The organism is Microbacterium sp. zg-Y1090, assembly GCF_030246945.1.
GTDB lineage: Bacteria > Actinomycetota > Actinomycetes > Actinomycetales > Microbacteriaceae > Microbacterium > Microbacterium wangruii.
Map to the genome: position 1 here is coordinate 1,514,793 of NZ_CP126742.1, position 20,127 is coordinate 1,534,919.

Sequence of the window (20,127 nt, forward strand, 5' to 3'; positions counted from 1 at the left end):
GGGGAAAAGTCTGCGCGCTCGGCGGACCGAGGCATCCATCCAGTCTACCCCGTCGCGCGGCGTCTGCCGCAGGGATGCCGGAGGGGGGGGTGGATCAGTGCGCGAGTGCGGCGACCTCTGCGGCGGCGTGGGACACCTCGTCGTTGACGACGCGGTAGTCGAACTCCCCCTGTGCAGCGAGTTCCACCTTCGCGGTGCGCAGGCGCCTGGCGCGCTCCTCCGCGTCCTCGGTGCCGCGGCCGACGAGCCGGTCGACCAGCTCGTCCCAGCTGGGCGGCAGCAGGAACACCAGCGTCGCGCTCGGTTCCGCGGCGCGCACCTGGCGCGCCCCCTGCAGGTCGATCTCGAGAAGCACCGTGCTGCCCGCGGCGAGGGCCGCCTCGATGGGCGCGCGCGGGGTGCCGTACCGGTGGCGGTTGTGCACCGTCGCGTGCTCCAGCAGCTCGCCGTCGCTGACCATGCGGTCGAACTCGGCGTCGGAGACGAAGTAGTAATGCTCCCCCTCGACCTCGCCCGGCCGCGGGGCGCGCGTGGTCGCTGACACCGACAGCACGATCTCGGGGTGATGCTCCTTGATGTAGGCCGCGACGGTGCCCTTGCCGACGGCGGTGGGGCCGGCCAGCACGAGCAGCCGACTGCGGCCGTCGCGCGGCGCCGGCTCGGGCCAGCGCTCGTCGAGGAACCGCTGCAGGGCGACGCGCTGGCGGGTGCCGAGGCCGCCCAGGCGCTTGACGGGCGAGATGCCCAGCTGCGCCAGGATGCGGTCGCGTTTGCCCTCGCCGATCGCAGGGATGGCGGTGAGGAACTCCGGTACGCGCATCGCCCCGGCCGGCGACGTCGGCGCCGCCAGGGCGCGCCGCAGCAGTTCCTGCGGCGAGATCACGCGCGTCGCTACGTCGCGCTTGAGCGAGGCTCGCTCGCGGCGGGCGGCCACGGCGCGGCGGGAGGCTGCGGCGCGGTCGACCTCGGGCGGGTGCTGGGCGTCAGCGATGATCCACCTCCGGGTACAGGGCCGCGCGCTCCGAGATGCGGGCGGCCAGTGATGCGGGTCCTGCGGACAGGATGCTGCGGCTCTCGCTGGCGATGACCGGCGAGGTGAGGGGCCCGAGGAGCGCCGCGAGGTCCTCGGGCTGCGCGCCCTGGGCGCCGAAGCCCGGAGCGAGCACGGGCACGGCCGGCGACGGCGCGGTCAGGCCCGAAGCGGTGAGGTCGACCGTGGCGCCGATGACGACGCCGATCGAGGCGGGCTCGCCCGCGACCGTCGCCTGCGCGTTGAACGCGGCGACCTCCGCCAGCACGCGCGCGGACACCGTGGCGCCGGCGAGGTCGGCCTGCTGCAGACCACGCGCCTCGGGATTGCTGGTCGCGGCGAGCACGAACGCCCCTTTGCCGTGCGCGAGCGCGTGGCGCAGGGTGCCGTCGAGAGCTCCCACCCCCAGGTACGGGCTGACCGTCAGCGCGTCGGCTTCCAGCGGTGAACCCGGGGTGAGCCAGGCCTCGGCGTAGGCGGCCATCGTGGTGCCGATGTCGCCGCGCTTGGCATCGGCGATGACGAGCAGACCGGCAGCGCGGGCGGCGGCGAGCACATCCTCGAGCGCGGCGAATCCTGCAGAGCCCCACTGCTCGAAGAACGACACCTGGGGTTTGACGATCCCGACGCGGCCGGCGGCGGCATCCACCACCCGAAGGCCGAACTCACGCACCCCTGCCGCCGACGCGGGCAGGGCCCAGTCGGCGAGCAGGTGAGGGTGCGGGTCGATCCCGACGCACAGGGGCCCCCTCGCGGAGAGGGCGTCCCGCAGGCGGGAGCCGAACGTGGTCATCGTCCTCCCCGGTCGGAGGCGAGTGCGGCGGCGCGATCGGCGGCGTACTCCTGCAGGCTCCGCACGCGGAAGCCCTCCCGCAGCACGGGCAGGGCGCTGACGGCGGCGCCGAGCACGGCCATCGTCGTGAACAGCGCCTTGTCGGCGGCGACCGCCGCGGCGCGGATCTCGTAGCCGTCGGCGCGGGAGATGCCGCCCGACGGGGTGTTGACGACCATGTCGATCTCGCCCGCGTTGATGAGGTCGACGATGTTGCGCTCATCGCCGCCGAGGGTCTCGGAGTACTTGCGCACCACGGTCACGTCGATGCCGTTGCGGGCGAGGATCTCAGCGGTGCCCTCGGTCGCGGTGATCGTGTAGCCGAGCTCCTGCAGGCGGTGCGCGGGCAGGATCACGCCGCGCTTGTCCTCGTCGGCGACCGAGATGAAGACGGTCCCCTGCAGCGGCATGCCGCCGTAGGCCGCCGCCTGGCTCTTGGCGAACGCCGTCGGGAAGTCGCGGTCGATGCCCATGACTTCGCCCGTCGAGCGCATCTCCGGGCCGAGGACCGAGTCGACCATGCGGCCGTCCTTGGTGCGGAAGCGCTTGAACGGCAGCACCGCCTCCTTGACGGCGATGGGGGCGCCCAGCGGCACACGGGACCCGTCCTGCTCGGGAAGCATCCCCTCGGCGATGAGCCCGGCGATGGGGGTGCCCGCCATGATGCGGGCGGCAGCCTTCGCCATGGGGATGCCGAGCGCCTTGGACACGAACGGCACGGTGCGGCTGGCCCGCGGGTTGGCCTCGATGACGTAGAGCACGCCCGCGCTGACGGCGAACTGCACGTTCAGCAGACCCCGCACGCCCACGCCCTCGGCGATCGCGCGCGTCGCCTCGCGCACCCGGTCGACCTCGCCGCGTCCGAGCGACATCGGCGGCAGCGTGCAGCTGGAGTCGCCCGAGTGGATGCCGGCCTCTTCGAGGTGCTCCATGACGCCGCCGATGTAGAGGTCGCTGCCGTCGTAGAGCGCGTCGACGTCGATCTCCACGGCGTCGTCGAGGAACCGGTCGACCAGCAGCGGCATGCCGGGGCCGATGATGGCCTGGTCGGCGATGCGCACGAAGTAGTCGCGCAGGCTGGCGGTGTCGTAGACGATCTCCATGCCGCGTCCGCCGAGCACGAAGCTCGGGCGCACCAGCACGGGGTAGCCGATGCCCTCGGCCACCGCGACCGCACCGTCGACATCGATCGCGGTGCCGCTGCGGGGGGCGACGAGACCGGCTTCGTCGAGCAGGCGCGAGAACAGCTCGCGCTCCTCGGCGAGATCGATCGCCTCGGGCTGGGTGCCGAGGATGGTGTAGCCCGCCGCCTCGATGCCCTTCGCGAGCCTCAACGGCGTCTGTCCGCCCATCTGGCAGATCACGCCGAGGATGGTGCCCGACTGCGCCTCGGCGTGCAGCACCTCCAGGACGTCCTCGAGCGTCAGCGGCTCGAAGTAGAGCCGGTCGCTGGTGTCGTAGTCGGTCGAGACGGTCTCAGGGTTGCAGTTGACCATGATCGTCTCGAAGCCGGCATCCGACAGCGCGAACGAGGCGTGCACACAGGAGTAGTCGAACTCCACGCCCTGACCGATGCGGTTGGGGCCGGAGCCGATGATGACGACCTTGGTGCGCTCCGACGGGGTGATCTCGGTCTCGGCGTCGTAGCTGGAGTAGTGGTACGGAGTCAGTGCGGGGAACTCCCCCGCGCAGGTGTCGACGGTCTTGTACACCGGGCGGATCGACAGCGCGTGGCGGATGCCGCGTGCCTCGGCCTCGGTGATCCCCCGCAGCTGGGCGATCTGCGCGTCGCTGAAGCCGTGCTCCTTGGCGGCGCGGAGCGTGTCGGCGTCCAGCTCACCGGCGGTGCGCACGAACTCGGCGACCTCGTTGATGAGGACGATCTGGTCGAGGAACCACGGGTCGATCTTGGTGGCCTCGAACGCCTGCTCGATGGTCGCGCCCTTGCGCATGGCCTGCTGCAGCACGACGATGCGTCCGTCGGTGGGGGTCTTCGCGACCTCCAGCAGCTCCTCGACGGAGCGCTCTTCGTCGCCCCAGTGGAAGCTGGAGCCGCGCTTCTCGAGCGAGCGCAGTGCCTTCTGCAGCGCCGTGGCGTAGTTGCGGCCGATGGCCATCGCCTCGCCGACCGACTTCATGGTGGTCGTGAGGGTGACATCAGCCGCGGGGAACTTCTCGAAGTTGAAGCGCGGCACCTTCACCACGACGTAGTCCAGGGTCGGCTCGAAGCTGGCGGGCGTGACCTTGGTGATGTCGTTGGGGATCTCGTCCAGCCGGTAGCCGATGGCGAGCTTCGCGGCGATCTTGGCGATGGGGAACCCTGTGGCCTTGGAGGCCAGCGCCGACGAGCGGGAGACGCGCGGGTTCATCTCGATGACGATGATGCGCCCGGTGGCGGGGTCGACGGCGAACTGGATGTTGCAGCCGCCGGTGTCCACGCCCACCGCGCGGATGATGTCGATGCCGATGTCGCGCATCTTCTGGTACTCGCGGTCGGTGAGCGTCAGCGCCGGCGCGACGGTGATCGAGTCGCCGGTGTGCACGCCCACGGGGTCGACGTTCTCGATGGAGCACACGACGACGGTGTTGTCGGCCGTGTCGCGCATGAGCTCGAGCTCGTACTCCTTCCAGCCCAGGATCGACTCCTCCAGCAGCACCTCGCTCGTGGGCGAGTCGTGCAGACCGGCGCCGGCGATGCGACGGAGGTCGCGCTCGTCGTAGGCGAATCCGGAGCCGAGGCCGCCCATCGTGAACGACGGGCGCACCACCAGCGGATAGCCGAGCTCGTCGGCGGCCGCGAGCACCTCGTCCATCGTGTGGGCGATGCGGGAGGCGGCGACTTCGGCGCCGGCGTCGATCACCAGCTGCTTGAAGATCTGGCGGTCCTCGCCCTTCTCGATCGCCTCGACCTTGGCACCGATGAGCTCCACGCCGTATTTGTCGAGGATGCCGGCCTTGTCCAGGGCCATCGCGGCGTTCAGCGCCGTCTGGCCGCCCAGGGTGGGCAGGATCGCGTCGGGCTTCTCCTTGGCGATGATCGTCTCGATCACCTCGGGGGTGATGGGCTCGATGTAGGTGGCGTCGGCGAAGTCCGGGTCGGTCATGATCGTCGCCGGGTTGGGGTTGACGAGGATGACGCGCACGCCCTCCTCACGCAGCACGCGGCAGGCCTGCGTGCCGGAGTAGTCGAACTCGGCGGCCTGACCGATGACGATCGGGCCGGATCCGATGACGAGGACGGAGTTGATGTCGTCGCGCTTAGGCATTCTTCGTGGTCTCCTGGGTCGCGAGCACGAGGTCGCGGAAGCGGTCGAACAGGTAGTTGGCGTCGTGGGGTCCGGCGGCGGCCTCCGGGTGGTACTGCACCGAGAAGGCGGGGATGTCCAGGGCCCGCAGGCCCTCCACCACGTTGTCGTTGAGTCCCACGTGGCTGACCTCCACGCGGCCATAGCCGGCGGGGCTGTCGGTGACGCCCTCGATGGGCGCGTCCACGGCGAATCCGTGGTTGTGCGCGGTGATCTCCACGCGGCCGGTCTGCTTGTCGAGCACCGGCTGGTTGATGCCCCGGTGGCCGAAGGGCAGCTTGTAGGTGCCGAACCCGAGGGCACGGCCCAGCAGCTGGTTGCCGAAGCAGATGCCGAAGAAGGGCAGCTTCTCATCGAGGACCGCGCGCAGCAGCTCGACGTGTCGGTCGGATGCCGCCGGGTCGCCGGGGCCGTTGGAGTAGAAAACGGCGACGGGGTCGATCGCGCGGATGTCCTCGATCGTGACGTCCTGCGGCAGCACGTGCACGTCGAAGCCGCGCGCGGCGAGGTTCGCCACGGTCGCCTGCTTGACGCCGAGGTCGAGCACGGCGACGGCGCCGATGCGCTCGCCCGTCGCGGCGGTGATCTGCGCGGCGGCGACGGAGACCTCGGAGGAGAGGTTGCGGCCGGTCATGCCGGGAGCCTCCCGCACGATGCGCAGCTGCTCCTCCGGGTCGATCGCCGCGGCGTCGCCGCTGAAGACACCGCCGCGCATGCTGCCGGCCGAGCGGATGTGGCGGGTCACGGCACGGGTGTCGATGCCGCTGATCCCGACGATGCCGTCGGCCACCAGCGCGTCGTCCAGCGACGTGTCGGCGCGCCAGTTGGACACGACCCGGGAGGGGTCGCGCACGATGTAGCCGGCGACCCAGATGCGGCGGGACTCGGGGTCTTCGTCGTTCATGCCGGTGTTGCCGATGTGCGGCGCGGTCTGCAGCACGATCTGGCCGGCGTAGGACGGGTCGGTGATGGTCTCCTGGTAGCCGGTCATGCCGGTGGCGAACACCACCTCGCCGAGGGTCGTGCCCCGGGCGCCGTAGGCCTGCCCGGTGTGGCGCGTGCCGTCTTCGAGGACGAGGACGGCGGGGTCGCGGGTGAACGATGTCACGCGGGGTCTCCTGTCGTGGGAGCGGAATCGGAGATCTGGCGCAGCGCGTCGGCGAGCGTGCGCGCAGAGGTCTCCTGGGGTCGGAAATAGGAGTCGACGACGACATCGCCGCCGTCGGTCGGGATGCGCCAGTCCAGCCGCGCCAGGCCGTCGCGCTCGACGACGCGGTCGATGGCCACGGTCGCCTGCGATGCGGCCACGATGCGGCCACGCGGGATGAACAGTCGTGCCGCTCCGACGAGGTCCAGCGCCACGCCGGCGTCGGTGACGGTGACATCGGCGCGCGAGCGGAAGCCCAGGCCGCGGATGGCCAGACGCTCCAGCGGCTCATTGTGGCGGGTGGTCGCGACGTAGAGCGCCGGGAACACGCCGATGACCGTGGCGCCGGCGGGGATCTCTCCGACGGGCGGCTCGAGTCCGGCATCCCGTCGCGTTCGTCGTCGCCAGCCCCAGGCGAGGAGGGCGAGCAGCACCAGGGCCACGCCGACGGTGATGAGCAGTGCCCCTTCGCGGGTCATGCCGAAACCTCCAGGTTCTCGCGCAGCACGCCGTCGGCGACGGTCGGGATGCCGCGGTGCAGCGTCCAGCGCACCTCGCCGGGCAGTTCGCGCCCGAGATAGGGCGAGTTGACGCTGCGGCCGTGCAGGTCACTGCGCTCGAACACGCGCGCCGGGGCCGGGTCGTACAGCGTCAGCGAGGCGGTCTCGCCGGCGGCAAGTGCGGTGCCGTGGCCGGCGAGCCGTCCGATGCGGGCGGGCGTCGTGGACATGACGCGCGCGACGTCGTCCCAGCCGAGCAGACCGGTGTCGACCATGGCCTGCTGCACCACGCGCAGCGCGCTCTCGAGTCCCACCATGCCGTTGGCTGCGGCCTGCCACTCGCACGCCTTCGCCTCGGCGGGGTGCGGGGCGTGGTCGGTCGCGACGATGTCGATGGTGCCGTCGGCGAGCCCTTCGCGCACCGCCTGCACGTCCTCCGCGCGGCGCAGCGGCGGATTGACCTTGAAGCGGGCGTCGTAGCCGCGCACGAGCTCCTCGTCCAGCAGCAGGTGGTGCGGGGTGACCTCGGCGGTCACGGCGATGCCGCGCTTCTTCGCCCAGCGGATGATGTCGACCGATCCCGCCGTGGACAGGTGGCAGACGTGCAGCCGGGAGCCGACGTGCTCGGCCAGCAGCACATCGCGGGCGATGATCGACTCCTCCGCGACGGCGGGCCAGCCGGCCAGTCCCAGCTCGGCCGACACGGTGCCCTCGTTCATCTGGGCGCCCTCGGTCAGCCGCGGGTCCTGCGCATGCTGGGCGATGACGCCGTCGAACGACTTCACGTACTCCAGCGCCCGGCGCATGATGAGCGGATCCCACACGCAGAAGCCGTCGTCGCTGAACACGCGCACACGAGCGCGCGACGAGGCCATCGCGCCCAGCTCGGCCAGCCGCTCGCCCTTCTGGCCGACCGTGACGGCGCCGATGGGCTGCACCGTGACGTATCCGGCGGCCTCGCCCAGGGCGAGCTCCTGCTCCACCACTCCCGCGGTGTCTGCCACCGGTGAGGTGTTGGGCATCGCGAAGACGGCCGTGTAGCCGCCGGCCGCGGCGGCGCGGGAGCCGGTGAGGATCGTCTCGGACGCCTCGTAGCCGGGTTCGCGCAGGTGGGTGTGGAGGTCGACGAGGCCCGGCAGGGCGATCAGCCCGTCGGCGTCGATGACCGTCGCGCCGGCCCGGCTGAGTCCGGCGCCGACCTCGGCGATGCGTCCGTCGGCGATGACGAGGTCGGCGGTGCGGTCCACGCCCGCCCCGTCGTGGATGCGTGCACCGCGGATGAGGAGGCTCTCGCTCATCGTCCGTCCTCTCCTGCTCCTGCGCGCTCCCCCGCCAGCAGCAGGTAGAGGGCGGCCATCCGCACGGACACGCCGTTCGTCACCTGTTCGAGCACGGTCGAGCGGGGCGAATCGGCGGCGTCGGCGGAGATCTCCAGACCCCGGTTCATCGGCCCGGGGTGCATGACAATGCTATCGGGCGCCAGACGCGCCACGCGCCCGGCGTCCAGACCCCACCGGCGGGAATACTCCCGTTCAGTCGGGAAATAGGCCGCTCCCATGCGTTCGAGCTGGATCCGCAGCATCATCAGCGCATCGACGCCCTCGCCCAGCGCCTCGTCCAGGTCGTAGCGCACCTGCACCGGCCACGCCGACACATCCTGCGGCACCAGCGTGGGCGGTGCCACCAGGGTCACATGTGCGCCCAGCGTCGAGAGAAGCCACACGTTGGAGCGTGCAACGCGGGAGTGGAGGATGTCCCCGACGATCACGACGCGCAGTCCTGCGAGATCCCGCCCGCGACTGTCTCCGGCGTAGAAGCGCTTGCGGATCGTGAAGGCGTCCAGCAGTGCCTGCGTGGGGTGCTCGTGGGTGCCGTCGCCGGCGTTGACCACACCGGCGGTGATCCAGCCGCTCGTGGCGAGCGTCTGCGGCGCGCCGGACGCGCCGTGGCGGATGACCACGGCATCCGCCCCCATCGCCTGCAGGGTCTGGGCGGTGTCCTGGAGCGACTCGCCCTTCGACACCGACGACCCCTTGGCGGAGAAGTTGATGACATCGGCCGACAGGCGCTTCGCAGCGGCTTCGAACGAGATGCGCGTGCGGGTGGAGTCCTCGAAGAACAGGTTCACCACCGTCTTGCCCCGAAGGGTCGGCAGCTTCTTGATCTCGCGGCGCTGCGTGTCGGCCATGTCCTCGGCCACATCGAGGATCTGCAGGGCGTCGGTGCGGGAGAGCGTGCGGGTGTCCAGCAGGTGCCTCATGAGCCGATCGTCACCTCTTCGACGCCGTCGACCTCGGAGAGGCGCACGTTGACGCGCTCGTCCCGCGCGCTGGGCAGGTTCTTGCCCACGAAGTCGGGCCGGATCGGGAGCTCACGGTGCCCCCGGTCCACGAGGATCGCCAGGCGCACCGCGGCGGGGCGTCCGATGTCCTGCAGTGCATCCAGGGCGGCCCGGATGCTGCGGCCCGAGAACAGCACGTCGTCCACGAGAACGACGGTCTTGCCGTCGATGCCGCCCTCGGGGATCTGCGTGGGCTGGGGCGCGCGCGTCGGATTGCGATGCAGGTCGTCACGGTACATCGTGACGTCCAGCGCACCGACGGGCACGCTCTGCTCCCCGAAGTCGCCGACCAGCGCGGCGATGCGCCGGGCGAGGGGAACGCCTCGTGTCGGGATGCCGAGGAGCACCAGGTCGTCGGATCCCCGGTTGGACTCGAGGATCTCATGGGCGATGCGGGTCAGCGCACGGGCGATGTCGGCCTCGTGCAGCACGGTTCGCGTGCTCATCCGCCGCTCCCTTCTCCGCCTCACGGGACGGGGTTAAAGGTTGCTGGGTATTCCCCCGATCCTACCCTGCGCGCGCCGCGCGATTCGGTACACGGACGAATGCGTGACACCTCGCGTTGCGAGGCGCGGATCAGGAGACGGTGACGGACGCGTCGGCGCGGCTCGCGCTGATGGGGTGGCCCTGCGATGTCAGGCAGCGACCGGACGCGAGGTCCCACTTCCAGTCGTGCAGGCTGCACGTGAGCACGCCGTCCTCGATCTTGCCGGTCTTGGACAGGTCTGCGCGCAGGTGGGGGCAGCGGCGCTGGATCACCCAGTCGTCCAGCTGCACCTCCTCGGTCACGTCGGTCTGCTCCGCGTACCAGTTCTCCACGTACTCGATGCGGTCACGCGACAGGCACTTGAGGAACGTGGTGAGGAACTCGTTGAACTTGCCGCTGCGGCCGACCTCGAACTGCATCGACAGGAAGATCGAGTTCGACCAGTCGATCTCGTGCTCGGCGATGTTGGTCGAGACGAGGTCGGCAGGGATGGTGTACCAGTACAGGCACTCCTCCCCCGCGTACTCGCGCACCTTCGCCTTCGGGAAGTCCACGACCATGTCGAGGTCGCCGATGCGGAACCGCACGTTGCCTCCGACGCCGTTGCGGATGGTGCGGGCGCGGCGCAGCAGCGGCTCCCACCACTCCTTCAGCGCGGCGAGCATCTCGGCGGGAGGAATCACCTCTGCGCGCGAGGCCTCCTCGGCGCGGATCTCCTCCTGCCGGGTGGCGCGCTGCTCCTCGAGGTACCCCCACTTGTCGGAGAACATCCGCTCGATCTCCGCCTCGGTGTAGAGGGTCTGCTCGACCGTCTGCTCACCGCCTTCGATCGTGACGGCCGTTCCGGGGATGAACACGTGGCCGATGTACTGGGGTGCCTCCTGCTTCATCCGGGCGAGGAACTGCGCCTGGTCGGTGAAGATCGAGTCGTCGTGCTCGCCGAGCCCGTTGTAGCGGAACAGCTCGTCCCGCAGGAACATCGGCGGACCCGCCATCGGGTACACGTGCGGCGCGTCCACCCGCTCGATGTAGAACATCGCGCGCTTGTGCTGGGCCTCGCGCTTGAGGTGGGCGAAGTTGACCTTCGCCTCGTGCGGCAGGTCGTAGACCATCGGCCACCAGATCGCGCCGGAGAACTGCGTGAAGTACGCCTCGGGCTTGCCGAAGTCCAGCAGCTTCTCGAGATCCAGCGGGTGCGAGTCGTTCTGGTTGAGGATCGATGCGGTGCCATCGTCGACCGAGAGGCTCGAGTCGCCGATGGGTCCGTCGCTGGGAGCCCGCAGCGGGGTGATCATCATCCGCAGCGGCCCGCGCTCGATGACCTCGCCGGCCCGCGTGTAGGTGATGTTGTCGAAGCCGAGCTTGCGCAGATCCTGCTCGAGGTCGTCGGTCGGATAGTCCGGCAGCAGCACCTCGATGTCCTTGCGGACGTGGTTCTGCAGCAGCCACGGGTCGAAGTGATCGCGGTGGCGGTGCGAGATGTAGAGGAAGTCGGCGTCGGTGAAGCGCTCCCAGTCGAGGGCGCGGTTGTCGGGGAAGACGAACCACGACCCGTAGAAGGACGATTTCACCACCGGATCGCAGAGGATGCTGCCACCAGCCGTCTCGATGAACATGCCGGCGTGGCCGAGCCCCGTGATGCGCATGGATTCCTCCCGTATCGAACAGATCCCGAGTCTACGTCGCCCTCGCGCAGCCCACGGGCGGCCTCGCCGTGTCAAACCTCACGCCTCGAACAGGCTCCGGATGTCGTCGGCGTCGAGCGCGCTGGCGAGCAGATCGCCGTCGTCGAGCACGGAGTGGAACAGGCGGGCCTTGCGCTCCTGCAGCGCGCGAACCTTGTGTTCGATCGTGTCCTCGGCGATCAGTCGGTACACGTTGACCGGGCGTGTCTGCCCGATGCGATGCGTGCGGTCCACGGCCTGGGCCTCGGCGGCGGGGTTCCACCACGGGTCGAGCAGGAACACGTAGTCGGCCTCGACGAGGGTGAGCCCGAATCCACCCGCTTTCAGGCTGATCAGGAAAACCGGCGCGTCGCCGTCGCGGAAGCGGGCGACGACCTCTTCGCGGCGCCGGGTGGACCCGTCGAGCCACACGTACGGGATGCCGGCGGCGTCCAGGCGCCGGGCAGCCAGCTGCAGGAAGGACGTGAACTGGCTGAAGACGAGCGCACGGTGCCCTTCTGTGGCCAACTCGCTCACATGCTCGACGAGCGCGTCGAGCTTGGCGGAGCCCAGCCGGGCGTGGCGGCCGTCGATGAGGGCGGGTGCGAGACTCAGCATCCGCAGCAGCGTCAGGGAGCGGAAGACGATGAACCGGTTGCGGTCGAGGTCGGTGAGCAGTCCCAGCACCTTCTGTCGCTCCCGCTGCAGCACGGTGTCGTAGAGCTCGCGATGCCCGTCCCCGAGACGCACCTGCAGGTCCTGCTCCTGGCGGGCGGGCAGGTCGCCTGCGACGAGGTCCTTCGTGCGCCGCAGCACGAAGGGGCGGATGCGGCGGCGCAGGCGCTGCAGGCGCACCGCGCGGGAGGGTCCGCCCTCCGCGTTCTCCGGTGTCTTGCCTCCTTCGATGGGCAGCACGTACTCCACGCGGAACCGGGCCGCCGATGGGAACAGCCCCGGCGCCGTCAGCGACAGCAGCGCGTGCAGGTCCGTGAGGCTGTTCTCCAGCGGCGTGCCGGTGATGGCGAACGTGACGTCGGCGTCGAGGTCACGCGCGGCACGGTGCACGCGGGTGGCGGGGTTCTTCACGAACTGCGCCTCGTCGAGGATGAGCCCCGCCCAGCGCACCGCGGCATACTGCGCACCGTCCAGGCGCAGCAGCGCATAGGAGGTGACGACGACGTCGGCCTCGGCGGCGACGTCCGCGATCGTCTCCGCGCGGGTGCGGGCCGTGGCGGCGATCGTCTGCACCGTGAGGTGAGGGGTGAAGTGCTCGGATTCGCTGCGCCATGTGGCCAGCACCGAGGTCGGTGCGACGACGAGGAACGGCCGGCGCTCCCCCGCCTCACGGGCGTGGGCGATGAGAGCGAGGGTCTGCAGCGTCTTGCCGAGGCCCATGTCGTCGGCCAGGATGCCGCCCAGTCGATGCCTCCAGAGGAACGTCAGCCAGTCGTAGCCGGTCTGCTGGTAGGGACGCAGCGCTGCCTGCAGTCCCGCCGGCGGCGGCGTGGCCGGCACCGCGGAGGTGCCGCGGAGCGCCGCCACGGCCGCCCGCCACGTCACGGCCGGCTCGGCCTGATCGGCGAGGTCCTCGAAGTCCGCCCAGAGCGTCGTCTGGTAGCGGCTGAGGCGCGGCCCCGTCTCCCATTCGTCCAACGCGCCGGCCTCGTCGATCAGTTCGCGCAGCCGGTCCAGCGCGGGGTGCGCGAGCGAGAAATGGTCGCCGTCGCTGAGCAGCATGCGGTGCCGGCGCAGGGTGAGCGCGCGCAGCAGCGGCGCGAGCGGGATGCGCCGGCCGTCGATCGTCACGAGCACGCCGAGGTCGAACCAGTCCGGATCGTCGGTCTCGACCGTGGTGACGGTGATCTGCGGGTCGCCGGTGAGCTCCCGGTAGGCGCGACGGGGACCGGTGACGACGGTGCGCACGTCCGCGAGTGCCGTCAGGGCAGGCAGCACCGCGTCGGAGAACTCCGCCGCGTCGGCGCCGATGAAGCGGCCGTCGGCGGTGAACGGCAGCGCCGTCGCGTTCTGCCAGGCCGCCGCGACACGGCCGCGCACGTCGTCCTCGAAAGCCCCGTCGCACCCGGCGGGGGGCACCGCGTCGTAGGGCGCGGGCGGCACGCCCGGGTGCCGCCACGTCATCGCCACCTCCACCCGGTCCCCCGGCGAGAAGCGGGCGGCGACCTCCAGGTGCGGCGGGACGATCGCGGGCCGCGGCACCCCGGGGCCCAGCTCGACCGTGGTGCGCCGGGTGAGGGCGGGCAGATGCTCGCGCACGAACTCGTCGGCATCCCCCGCCGGCACCACCACGGGCCGGCGCGCCCGCAGCATCGCGGGCAGCGGATCGGTCAGCGTCGCGGCCCCGAAGGTCAGCGCGACGACGTCGCCGTCGAGGGCGAAGCGGTACACGCCGATGTGACCGATCGGCCGCGTCATGCCGGCATCCGCTGCCGCCGCGTCGATCACGACCTGCGCCTCGAGGGCGAGGTCGGCGCCCCGGCGCACCGCCCGCAGCGTCACCGCGGCCTCGCGCGCCTGCTGCACGCGGTGGGCGGGCTTGGTCGGCCGCAAGGGGATGCCGAGGTTCGCCATGGCGGCGAGGTGAGGCCACAGCAGATGGGATTCGACGTCGTCCAGCAGAAGCCACTCCGAAGCATCCGGCATGGTCCCGAGCGTGCGCGCATCGCGGACGATGCTGTACAGCTCGACGAACCAGCGGGCCTGGTCACGGTCGTAGGGGGTGCCCGGGCGGCGCAGCGCATCCCACGACACCGATCCCTTGATCCACGCGTCGCTGCGGGTGCTGCGCACCAGCGGACGCAGGCCCAGGGCGAACTCGGCGGAGGGATCGAGTCCACCCGCGGTCGCCGTCTCGAACCTCGTCGGCCCCCACGCCGATCCGTCTCGGCGGGTGCGCCGGCGCAGCTCCATGCCCAGCGCGAGACCGCGCGGGTCCACCGCCGACGGCGGCGCAGCCAGCAGCGCGCGCCAGTCGGCGGAGTCGGGAGTGCTCACCCCACCCATTCTGGTCGCGCGGGCGACACCGGCTGGGCGCTCAGGTGGAGCGGGCGATGCGCCCGAGCACGCCGTGCACGAACGACGCGGAGTCGTCGGTGGAGAACTCCTTGGCCAGCTCCACGGCCTCATCGATCGCGACGGCGGTGGGGACCTCGTCGTTGTGCAGGATCTCCCACACCCCGACGCGCAGGATCGCCCTGTCGACCGCCGGCATCCGGGCGAGCGACCAGTCCTTCGCGACGCTGGTGATCTGCTCGTCGATCTCGCTGCGATTGTCGATGACGCCGTCGACGATCTCTCGGGCGTAGAGCCACGACGTCTCACGGGACGGCTCGCTGGCCGCCCGCTTGGCCTCGGCCGCCAGGGTCACCCCGAGGTCGTCACCGCGCACGTCGGACTGATACAGGATGTCGAGGGCGCGCTTGCGCGCCTTGCTGCGGGCACTCATCGGTCGACGGCGTCAGTTGACGCGGCCGAGGTAGTCGCCCGTGCGGGTGTCGACCTTGACCTTCGTGCCCTGCTCGACGAACAGCGGGACCTGGATCTCGTAGCCCGTCTCGAGCGTGGCGGACTTGGTGCCCGCCGACGAGCGGTCACCCTGCAGGCCCGGCTCGGTGTAGGTGATCTCGAGCACCACCGACGCGGGAAGCTCGATGTACAGCGGGTTGCCGTTGTTCATCGCGATCTGGACCTGCTGGTTCTCGAGCAGGAAGTTCTTGGCGTCTCCCACGACCGTGGCGGGAACGCTCAGCTGGTCGTAGTCCGCCACGTCCATGAACACGTAGCTGTCGCCGTCGTTGTACAGGTAGGTGAAGTCGCGGCGATCGACGTTCTCGATCTCGATCTTCGCGCCCGCGTTGTACGTGCGGTCGACCGTCTTGCCGGAGACGACGTTCTTGAGCTTGGTGCGCACGAAGGCGCCTCCCTTGCCCGGCTTGACATGCTGGAACTCGATGACGTTCCAAAGCTGGCCGTCGATGCTGAGGACGACGCCGTTCTTGATGTCTGCGGTGGATGCCATGGGAGAAGGGAGTCCGTTTCGTGTGAGGGAGTCGGGCGCCGCACGCGGGCCCGGCGTTCGATTCTACGGGATGCCGCCGTCAGCCGTCTCAGCCGTCGGCGCGACCGGTGACGATGTCCACCAGCAGGGCGGTCGCCCGGGCGTAGCCGGCGACCCCCTCACCAGCCACGTGCACCGCGGCGATGTCCGCGATGTACGAGTGCTGCCGGAAGGGCTCGCGCGTGTGCACGTCGGAGATGTGCACCTCGGCGACCGGGAGCCCCACGCCCGTCAGCGCGTCGCGCAGCGCCACCGAGGTGTGCGTGTAGCCGCCGGCGTTGATGATGATGCCGGCGCAGTCCTCGCGGGCCGCGTGGACGGCGTCGATGAGCGCGCCCTCGTGGTTGCTCTGCACGGCGCGCACCTCGAAGCCCCGAGCGGCGGCCGCGTCGGCGACGATGCGTTCGACGTCGGCCAGAGTGTCGGTGCCGTAGATCTCGGGCTCGCGGACGCCGAGCAGGTTGAGGTTCGGGCCGTTGACCAGCAGGAGGCGTCGGGGCGTGCTCACCCTCAAACCCTATCGGCGGCCAGGAGCACCAGGTGCCGCCGAGTCGCGCGGTGTCAGAGAGCGCGCCATCACGAGCTCCTCGCCGATGGCGGAGGTGAGCGTCTCCCCCGTCGGCACGAATCCGTTGCGCCGGTACGTGGCCTGGGCGCGGGCGTTGCGGGCGTGCACATCCAGGGTGAGTCGGGGCAGTCCCCGCGAGGCGGCCCAGTCCGCGGCGGCGTCGAGCAGCACGTCGATGACCCCTGAGCCGCGATGGTCGGCGCGCACGTAGACGCCGACCACGTGCGCGCGGGTGGTCCAGACCGTCCGCCCCATGTCGTCGGGCGCGCCGAGGGGATACACAAGCACCGTGACCGTGCCGATCCACTCATCGTCACTCTCGGCGATGAACTGGGCCGCGCCGTCGCCCACGGCGCTGTCCACGCAGCGCTGCCGCCAGAACGCGTCGTCGTGCGCCCGCTCCTGGTCGGGCGTCGAGAGGAACGCGATCCCGGCATCCGGGTCGCTCACCGCCTCGATGCGCAGCTGCCGCACGCGGCGCCACTCGTCCTCACGGACACGACGCACGGCGACGCCGTTCACTCGGAGAGTTCCTGGTACGCCGCGAACAGCAGCGACTCGTCGGGCGCCTGCAGCACGGTCGGACGGCCGATGTCGTCCAGCACGATGAAGCGCAGCATGCCACCGCGGGTCTTCTTGTCGCGCTGCATCGTCGCCAGCAGCTGCGGCCACGCGCCGGGCCGGTAGCTCAGCGGCAGGCCGAGGGTCTGGAGGATGTCGCGGTGCCGCTGCGCGGCGGCATCCGGCAGCCGTCCCGCGAGCCGGGACAGCTCGGCGGCGAACATCATGCCCACCGACACGGCCGCTCCATGGCGCCACTGGTAGCGCTCGGCGTGCTCGATGGCATGCCCGAGGGTGTGGCCGTAGTTGAGGATCTCCCGCAGGCCCGCTTCGCGGAAGTCCTCGCTGACCACCCGTGCCTTCATGTCGATCGCGAGCTCCATCGTGCGTCGGAACGACGCGGATGCCGGATCGACGACCGCGACAGGATCGGCTTCGATGAGGTCGAGGATCTCCGGCGCCCAGATGAAGCCGGCCTTGACGACCTCGGCGTAGCCCGCGATGCGCTCGTTCGCGCCCAGGGAGTCGAGCATCTCGAGGTCGCACAGCACGGCGTGCGGCGCCCAGAAGGCGCCCACCAGGTTCTTGCCCTCGGCGGTGTTGACGCCGGTCTTGCCGCCGACGGCGGCGTCGACCATGCCGAGCACGGTCGTCGGGACCAGCACGACCTTCACGCCGCGCAGCCACGTGGCGGCGACGAAGCCGGCCACATCGGTGACGGCGCCCCCGCCGAAGCCGATGACGACGTCGGTGCGGGTGAAATCGGCCTGACCCATGACCTGCCAGCAGAAGGCCGCGACCTCGATGCGTTTGCCCGCCTCGGCATCGGGGATCTCGGCCAGCAGCACCTGCCGTCCTGCACCGAGCGCATCGCTGAGCGACAGCCGCAGCGCCTCGGCCGCGTCGCGCAGAGTGGGCGGGTGCACGACGAGGAGCTTCCGCGTCTCGGCCGGGATGAGTTCGGGCAGGCGCGAGAGGATGCCGCGACCGACGACGATGTCGTAGGGGTCCGCCCCGGTCACCGAGATGGTCGTGGTGTCTTCGGTCATGCGTGCTCCTCGGTTGCAGCGGTGGTGTCCGCCCAGCGCGCCACGGCGTCGACGACGTCGCGCAGCGGGCCGGCGGAGGTGTCGAAGACGACGTCGGCGGTCTGCTCGTACAGCGGCCGGCGCGACTCGTAGATCGCGTGCCAGCGGGCGACGGGATCCTCCCCCTGCAGCAGCGGACGGGTGGTCGCGCGCAGCCGGGAGGCGATGGTGTCGCCGCCGACGGTGAGCAGCACGACGCGGTGCTCGAGCAGGGCGACACGGGTGACGGGCTCGAGCACGGCACCACCGCCGAGGGCGACCACGCCTCCGTTCTCGAGCGCCGCGAGCACGGCGTCGCGCTCCAGGCTGCGGAAGTGTGCCTCGCCGTGCTCGGCGAAGATGCGCTCGATCGGGCCGTGCTCGCGCACGATCGCCGCGTCGGTGTCTGTGAAAGGCACGCCGAGCGACTTCGCCACGCGGCGGCCGATACTCGTCTTGCCGGCCCCCATGGGGCCGATCAGCACGAGTGCGGTCATGCCAGCGCGGAGTCGCTGGCCGTCGTCGTGCGCAGGGACTCGGGGATGGCTGCCAGGTACGACTGCAGGTTGCGCCGGGTCTCCCCCACGCTGTCGCCGCCGAACTTCTCCAGAACCACCTCGGCGAGCACGAGGGCGGTCATCGCCTCGGCGACCACGCCTGCCGCAGGCACCGCGCACACGTCCGAGCGCTGGTGGTGGGCCGAGGCGGTGTCACCGGTGGTGACGTCGACGGTGCGCAGCGCGTGCGGCACGGTGGCGATGGGCTTCATGCCCGCCCGAACCCGCAGCACCGTGCCCGTGGACATGCCGCCCTCGGTGCCGCCGGCGCGGTCGCTGGCGCGCGTGATGCCGGCGTCGGTCGCGAACAGCTCGTCGTGCGCGGCGGAGCCGCGACGACGCGTGGTCTCGAAGCCGTCGCCGACCTCGACCCCCTTGATGGCCTGGATGCTCATGAGCGCCTGGGCCAGCTTCGCGTCCAGCCGGCGGTCCCACTGCACGTGCGAGCCGAGCCCGGGCGGCACACCGTAGGCGAGCACCTCCACGATGCCGCCGAGGGTGTCGCCGTCCTTGCGCGCGTCGTCGACCTCGGCGACCATCGCAGCACTCGTGGCCGGGTCGAAGCAGCGCAGCGGGTCGGCGTCGAGCAGGTCGACGTCGTCGGGGCCGGGCAGCGGAGAGCCGTCCGGAACCCGCACGGGACCGATCGACAGCGTGTGACTGACCAGCCGGATGCCGAGTTCGCCGAGGAACGAGCGTGCGACCGCTCCCAATGCCACCCGCGCGGCGGTTTCCCGGGCGCTGGCGCGCTCGAGGATCGGGCGGGCCTCGTCGAAGTCGTACTTCTGCATGCCGACGAGATCGGCGTGGCCGGGGCGGGGCCGGGTGAGGGGCGCGCTGCGGCCGCGGGACTTGTCCGTGATCTCGACCGGCTCCGGGCTCATCACCTCGACCCACTTGGGCCACTCGGTGTTGCCGATACGCAACGCGATCGGGCTGCCGAGGCTCGTGCCGTGGCGGACGCCGGCCGAGATGGCCAACTCGTCCCGCTCGAACTTCATGCGGGAGCCGCGACCGTAGCCGAGCTTGCGTCGGGCCAGATCGGCTTGGATCGCGTCGCGCGAGACGGGGACGCCTGCGGGCAGGCCCTCCATGATGGCGACGAGTTCTGGGCCGTGCGATTCGCCGGCTGTGAGCACGCGGAGCATTCGCCTATCCTCCCACGAGCGCCCGCCGCATCGCGGCCAGCACCTCGGTCTCGTCGGGGAGCGCCGCGTCGGCGTCGCCGCCGACGAAGACGCGCACCTGCAGCAGCGCCTGGTGCAGCAGCATCCCCTCTCCGGAGACCGCGGGGTGTCCCGCGCGCTCCCACGCCTGCGAGAGCGCGGTCGGCCAGTGGCCGTAGACGACGTCCATGAGCAGGCCGCCCGCACCGGCGAGGGCGTCGACGGTGGAAGCCGCCACCGTCGCGTCGCCCGGGAGCGTGGCGACCGTCACCGGCGCCGTGGCATACGGCTCGTCGGACAGCGGCTCGGCCTGCACGGCGATGCCCAGTCGATCGCCGAGGGTCTTCAGCGGTTCGACCGCAGCCGGCCGCCGGGCGGCGACGGCGACGTGCTCGGCGCCGAGCTCCGCGAGGGCGACGAGGGCGGAGGTGGCTGTCGCGCCCGCCCCCACGATGCGCGCCCGTCCGGGCGTGTCGATTCCGGCCTCGCGCAAGGCGCGCACGATGCCGCCCACGTCGGTGTTCACGCCGCGGGGTTTGTCGCCGGTGAGCAGCAGCGTGTTGACCGCCCCTGTCGCCGCGGCACGGTCATCGTGGGTCGCGGCGGCAGCGTAGGCGGCGCCCTTCAGGGGCATCGTCAGCGACAGCCCGCGCAGGCCGGCCGACCGCGCGTCGGCGAGGGCCGCCGCGAAGCCCGCTTCGTCGACGCGGCGCCGCCCGTACGACCACGGCAGCCCCAGCACGCGATACGCCGCGGCGTGCAGCTGCGGCGATCTGCTGTGCGCGACCGGATCGCCCCAGACCTCCAGGGCGGTGCCCTCCCCCACC

At 71.2% G+C, this 20,127-nt stretch carries 18 protein-coding genes; all 18 read right to left on the reverse strand.

Translation table 11 applies throughout. From position 1 onward, the window contains the following. Positions 1 to 94: 94 nt before the first annotated feature. The 18 genes from gmk to QNO26_RS07250 all read right to left on the reverse strand — a co-directional run bounded on the left by gmk (position 95) and on the right by QNO26_RS07250 (position 20,126). Positions 95 to 991, reverse strand: coding sequence for a guanylate kinase (gene gmk, locus QNO26_RS07165; RefSeq protein WP_257531729.1), 897 nt, complete (start codon positions 989 to 991; stop codon positions 95 to 97). After that, positions 984 to 1,823, reverse strand: a complete 840-nt coding sequence (gene pyrF, locus QNO26_RS07170) for an orotidine-5'-phosphate decarboxylase (protein WP_257531013.1) — start codon at positions 1,821 to 1,823, stop codon at positions 984 to 986. The genes gmk and pyrF overlap by 8 nt, the downstream gene beginning before the upstream one ends. Further along, positions 1,820 to 5,128 carry a carbamoyl-phosphate synthase large subunit gene (carB, locus tag QNO26_RS07175; protein ID WP_257531011.1) on the reverse strand — a complete coding sequence of 1,103 codons (3,309 nt, stop codon included), beginning with the start codon at positions 5,126 to 5,128 and terminating at the stop codon, positions 1,820 to 1,822. The genes pyrF and carB overlap by 4 nt, the downstream gene beginning before the upstream one ends. Beyond that, positions 5,121 to 6,275 (reverse strand): glutamine-hydrolyzing carbamoyl-phosphate synthase small subunit, encoded by a 1,155-nt coding sequence (gene carA / locus QNO26_RS07180; protein ID WP_257531009.1) that lies wholly within the window; start codon positions 6,273 to 6,275, stop codon positions 5,121 to 5,123. The genes carB and carA overlap by 8 nt, the downstream gene beginning before the upstream one ends. Further along, entirely contained in the window at positions 6,272 to 6,793 is a 522-nt protein-coding gene (locus QNO26_RS07185) for a PH-like domain-containing protein (RefSeq protein WP_257531007.1), read from the reverse strand. The genes carA and QNO26_RS07185 overlap by 4 nt, the downstream gene beginning before the upstream one ends. Then, positions 6,790 to 8,112, reverse strand: a complete 1,323-nt coding sequence (locus QNO26_RS07190) for a dihydroorotase (protein WP_257531005.1) — start codon at positions 8,110 to 8,112, stop codon at positions 6,790 to 6,792. The genes QNO26_RS07185 and QNO26_RS07190 overlap by 4 nt, the downstream gene beginning before the upstream one ends. Beyond that, positions 8,109 to 9,074, reverse strand: coding sequence for an aspartate carbamoyltransferase catalytic subunit (locus QNO26_RS07195; RefSeq protein ID WP_257531003.1), 966 nt, complete (start codon positions 9,072 to 9,074; stop codon positions 8,109 to 8,111). Before QNO26_RS07195 ends, QNO26_RS07190 begins: the two co-directional genes overlap by 4 nt. Continuing rightward, complete coding sequence (gene pyrR / locus QNO26_RS07200) at positions 9,071 to 9,601, reverse strand: bifunctional pyr operon transcriptional regulator/uracil phosphoribosyltransferase PyrR (protein WP_257531001.1); 531 nt, start codon at positions 9,599 to 9,601, stop codon at positions 9,071 to 9,073. Before pyrR ends, QNO26_RS07195 begins: the two co-directional genes overlap by 4 nt. A 130-nt stretch (positions 9,602 to 9,731) precedes the next feature. Then, entirely contained in the window at positions 9,732 to 11,288 is a 1,557-nt protein-coding gene (locus QNO26_RS07205) for a Rieske 2Fe-2S domain-containing protein (protein WP_257530999.1), read from the reverse strand. A 78-nt stretch (positions 11,289 to 11,366) separates the two neighbouring features. Further along, positions 11,367 to 14,318 (reverse strand): DEAD/DEAH box helicase, encoded by a 2,952-nt coding sequence (locus QNO26_RS07210; protein ID WP_257530997.1) that lies wholly within the window; start codon positions 14,316 to 14,318, stop codon positions 11,367 to 11,369. Positions 14,319 to 14,358: 40 nt separating this feature from the next. Then, the gene (gene nusB, locus QNO26_RS07215; protein WP_257530995.1) at positions 14,359 to 14,769 is read right to left on the reverse strand and encodes a transcription antitermination factor NusB; all 411 of its coding nucleotides are present in this window, start codon (positions 14,767 to 14,769) and stop codon (positions 14,359 to 14,361) included. A gap of 12 nt (positions 14,770 to 14,781) precedes the next feature. After that, on the reverse strand, positions 14,782 to 15,342 hold the full coding sequence (gene efp, locus QNO26_RS07220; protein ID WP_257530993.1) for an elongation factor P: 561 nt from the start codon (positions 15,340 to 15,342) through the stop codon (positions 14,782 to 14,784). A gap of 88 nt (positions 15,343 to 15,430) precedes the next feature. Next, positions 15,431 to 15,889 carry a type II 3-dehydroquinate dehydratase gene (aroQ, locus tag QNO26_RS07225; protein ID WP_257530991.1) on the reverse strand — a complete coding sequence of 153 codons (459 nt, stop codon included), beginning with the start codon at positions 15,887 to 15,889 and terminating at the stop codon, positions 15,431 to 15,433. Between the two features lie 9 nt (positions 15,890 to 15,898). Beyond that, positions 15,899 to 16,471 (reverse strand): GNAT family N-acetyltransferase, encoded by a 573-nt coding sequence (locus tag QNO26_RS07230; RefSeq protein WP_257530989.1) that lies wholly within the window; start codon positions 16,469 to 16,471, stop codon positions 15,899 to 15,901. Next, positions 16,468 to 17,559: a 3-dehydroquinate synthase gene (gene aroB, locus QNO26_RS07235; RefSeq protein WP_257530987.1), complete on the reverse strand. Its 1,092-nt coding sequence runs from the start codon at positions 17,557 to 17,559 to the stop codon at positions 16,468 to 16,470. Before aroB ends, QNO26_RS07230 begins: the two co-directional genes overlap by 4 nt. Continuing rightward, positions 17,556 to 18,074, reverse strand: coding sequence for a shikimate kinase (locus QNO26_RS07240; protein ID WP_257530985.1), 519 nt, complete (start codon positions 18,072 to 18,074; stop codon positions 17,556 to 17,558). Before QNO26_RS07240 ends, aroB begins: the two co-directional genes overlap by 4 nt. Beyond that, a complete protein-coding gene (aroC, locus tag QNO26_RS07245) occupies positions 18,071 to 19,282 on the reverse strand; it encodes a chorismate synthase (RefSeq protein WP_257638360.1) in 1,212 nt (403 codons plus the stop codon). The genes QNO26_RS07240 and aroC overlap by 4 nt, the downstream gene beginning before the upstream one ends. A 4-nt stretch (positions 19,283 to 19,286) precedes the next feature. After that, the gene (locus QNO26_RS07250) at positions 19,287 to 20,126 is read right to left on the reverse strand and encodes a shikimate dehydrogenase family protein (RefSeq protein ID WP_257530981.1); all 840 of its coding nucleotides are present in this window, start codon (positions 20,124 to 20,126) and stop codon (positions 19,287 to 19,289) included. Position 20,127: the final 1 nt, after the last annotated feature.

What these genes read in the sequence shown, in the direction of transcription:
- pyrF (WP_257531013.1), bottom strand. Translation starts at nt 1,823, where the DNA reads ATGACCACGTTCGGCTCCCGCCTGCGGGACGCCCTCTCCGCGAGGGGG.
- carB (WP_257531011.1), bottom strand. Translation starts at nt 5,128, where the DNA reads ATGCCTAAGCGCGACGACATCAACTCCGTCCTCGTCATCGGATCCGGC.
- QNO26_RS07185 (WP_257531007.1), bottom strand. Translation starts at nt 6,793, where the DNA reads ATGACCCGCGAAGGGGCACTGCTCATCACCGTCGGCGTGGCCCTGGTG.
- QNO26_RS07190 (WP_257531005.1), bottom strand. Translation starts at nt 8,112, where the DNA reads ATGAGCGAGAGCCTCCTCATCCGCGGTGCACGCATCCACGACGGGGCG.
- QNO26_RS07195 (WP_257531003.1), bottom strand. Translation starts at nt 9,074, where the DNA reads ATGAGGCACCTGCTGGACACCCGCACGCTCTCCCGCACCGACGCCCTG.
- pyrR (WP_257531001.1), bottom strand. Translation starts at nt 9,601, where the DNA reads ATGAGCACGCGAACCGTGCTGCACGAGGCCGACATCGCCCGTGCGCTG.
- QNO26_RS07205 (WP_257530999.1), bottom strand. Translation starts at nt 11,288, where the DNA reads ATGCGCATCACGGGGCTCGGCCACGCCGGCATGTTCATCGAGACGGCT.
- nusB (WP_257530995.1), bottom strand. Translation starts at nt 14,769, where the DNA reads ATGAGTGCCCGCAGCAAGGCGCGCAAGCGCGCCCTCGACATCCTGTAT.
- efp (WP_257530993.1), bottom strand. Translation starts at nt 15,342, where the DNA reads ATGGCATCCACCGCAGACATCAAGAACGGCGTCGTCCTCAGCATCGAC.
- aroB (WP_257530987.1), bottom strand. Translation starts at nt 17,559, where the DNA reads ATGACCGAAGACACCACGACCATCTCGGTGACCGGGGCGGACCCCTAC.
- QNO26_RS07240 (WP_257530985.1), bottom strand. Translation starts at nt 18,074, where the DNA reads ATGACCGCACTCGTGCTGATCGGCCCCATGGGGGCCGGCAAGACGAGT.
- aroC (WP_257638360.1), bottom strand. Translation starts at nt 19,282, where the DNA reads ATGCTCCGCGTGCTCACAGCCGGCGAATCGCACGGCCCAGAACTCGTC.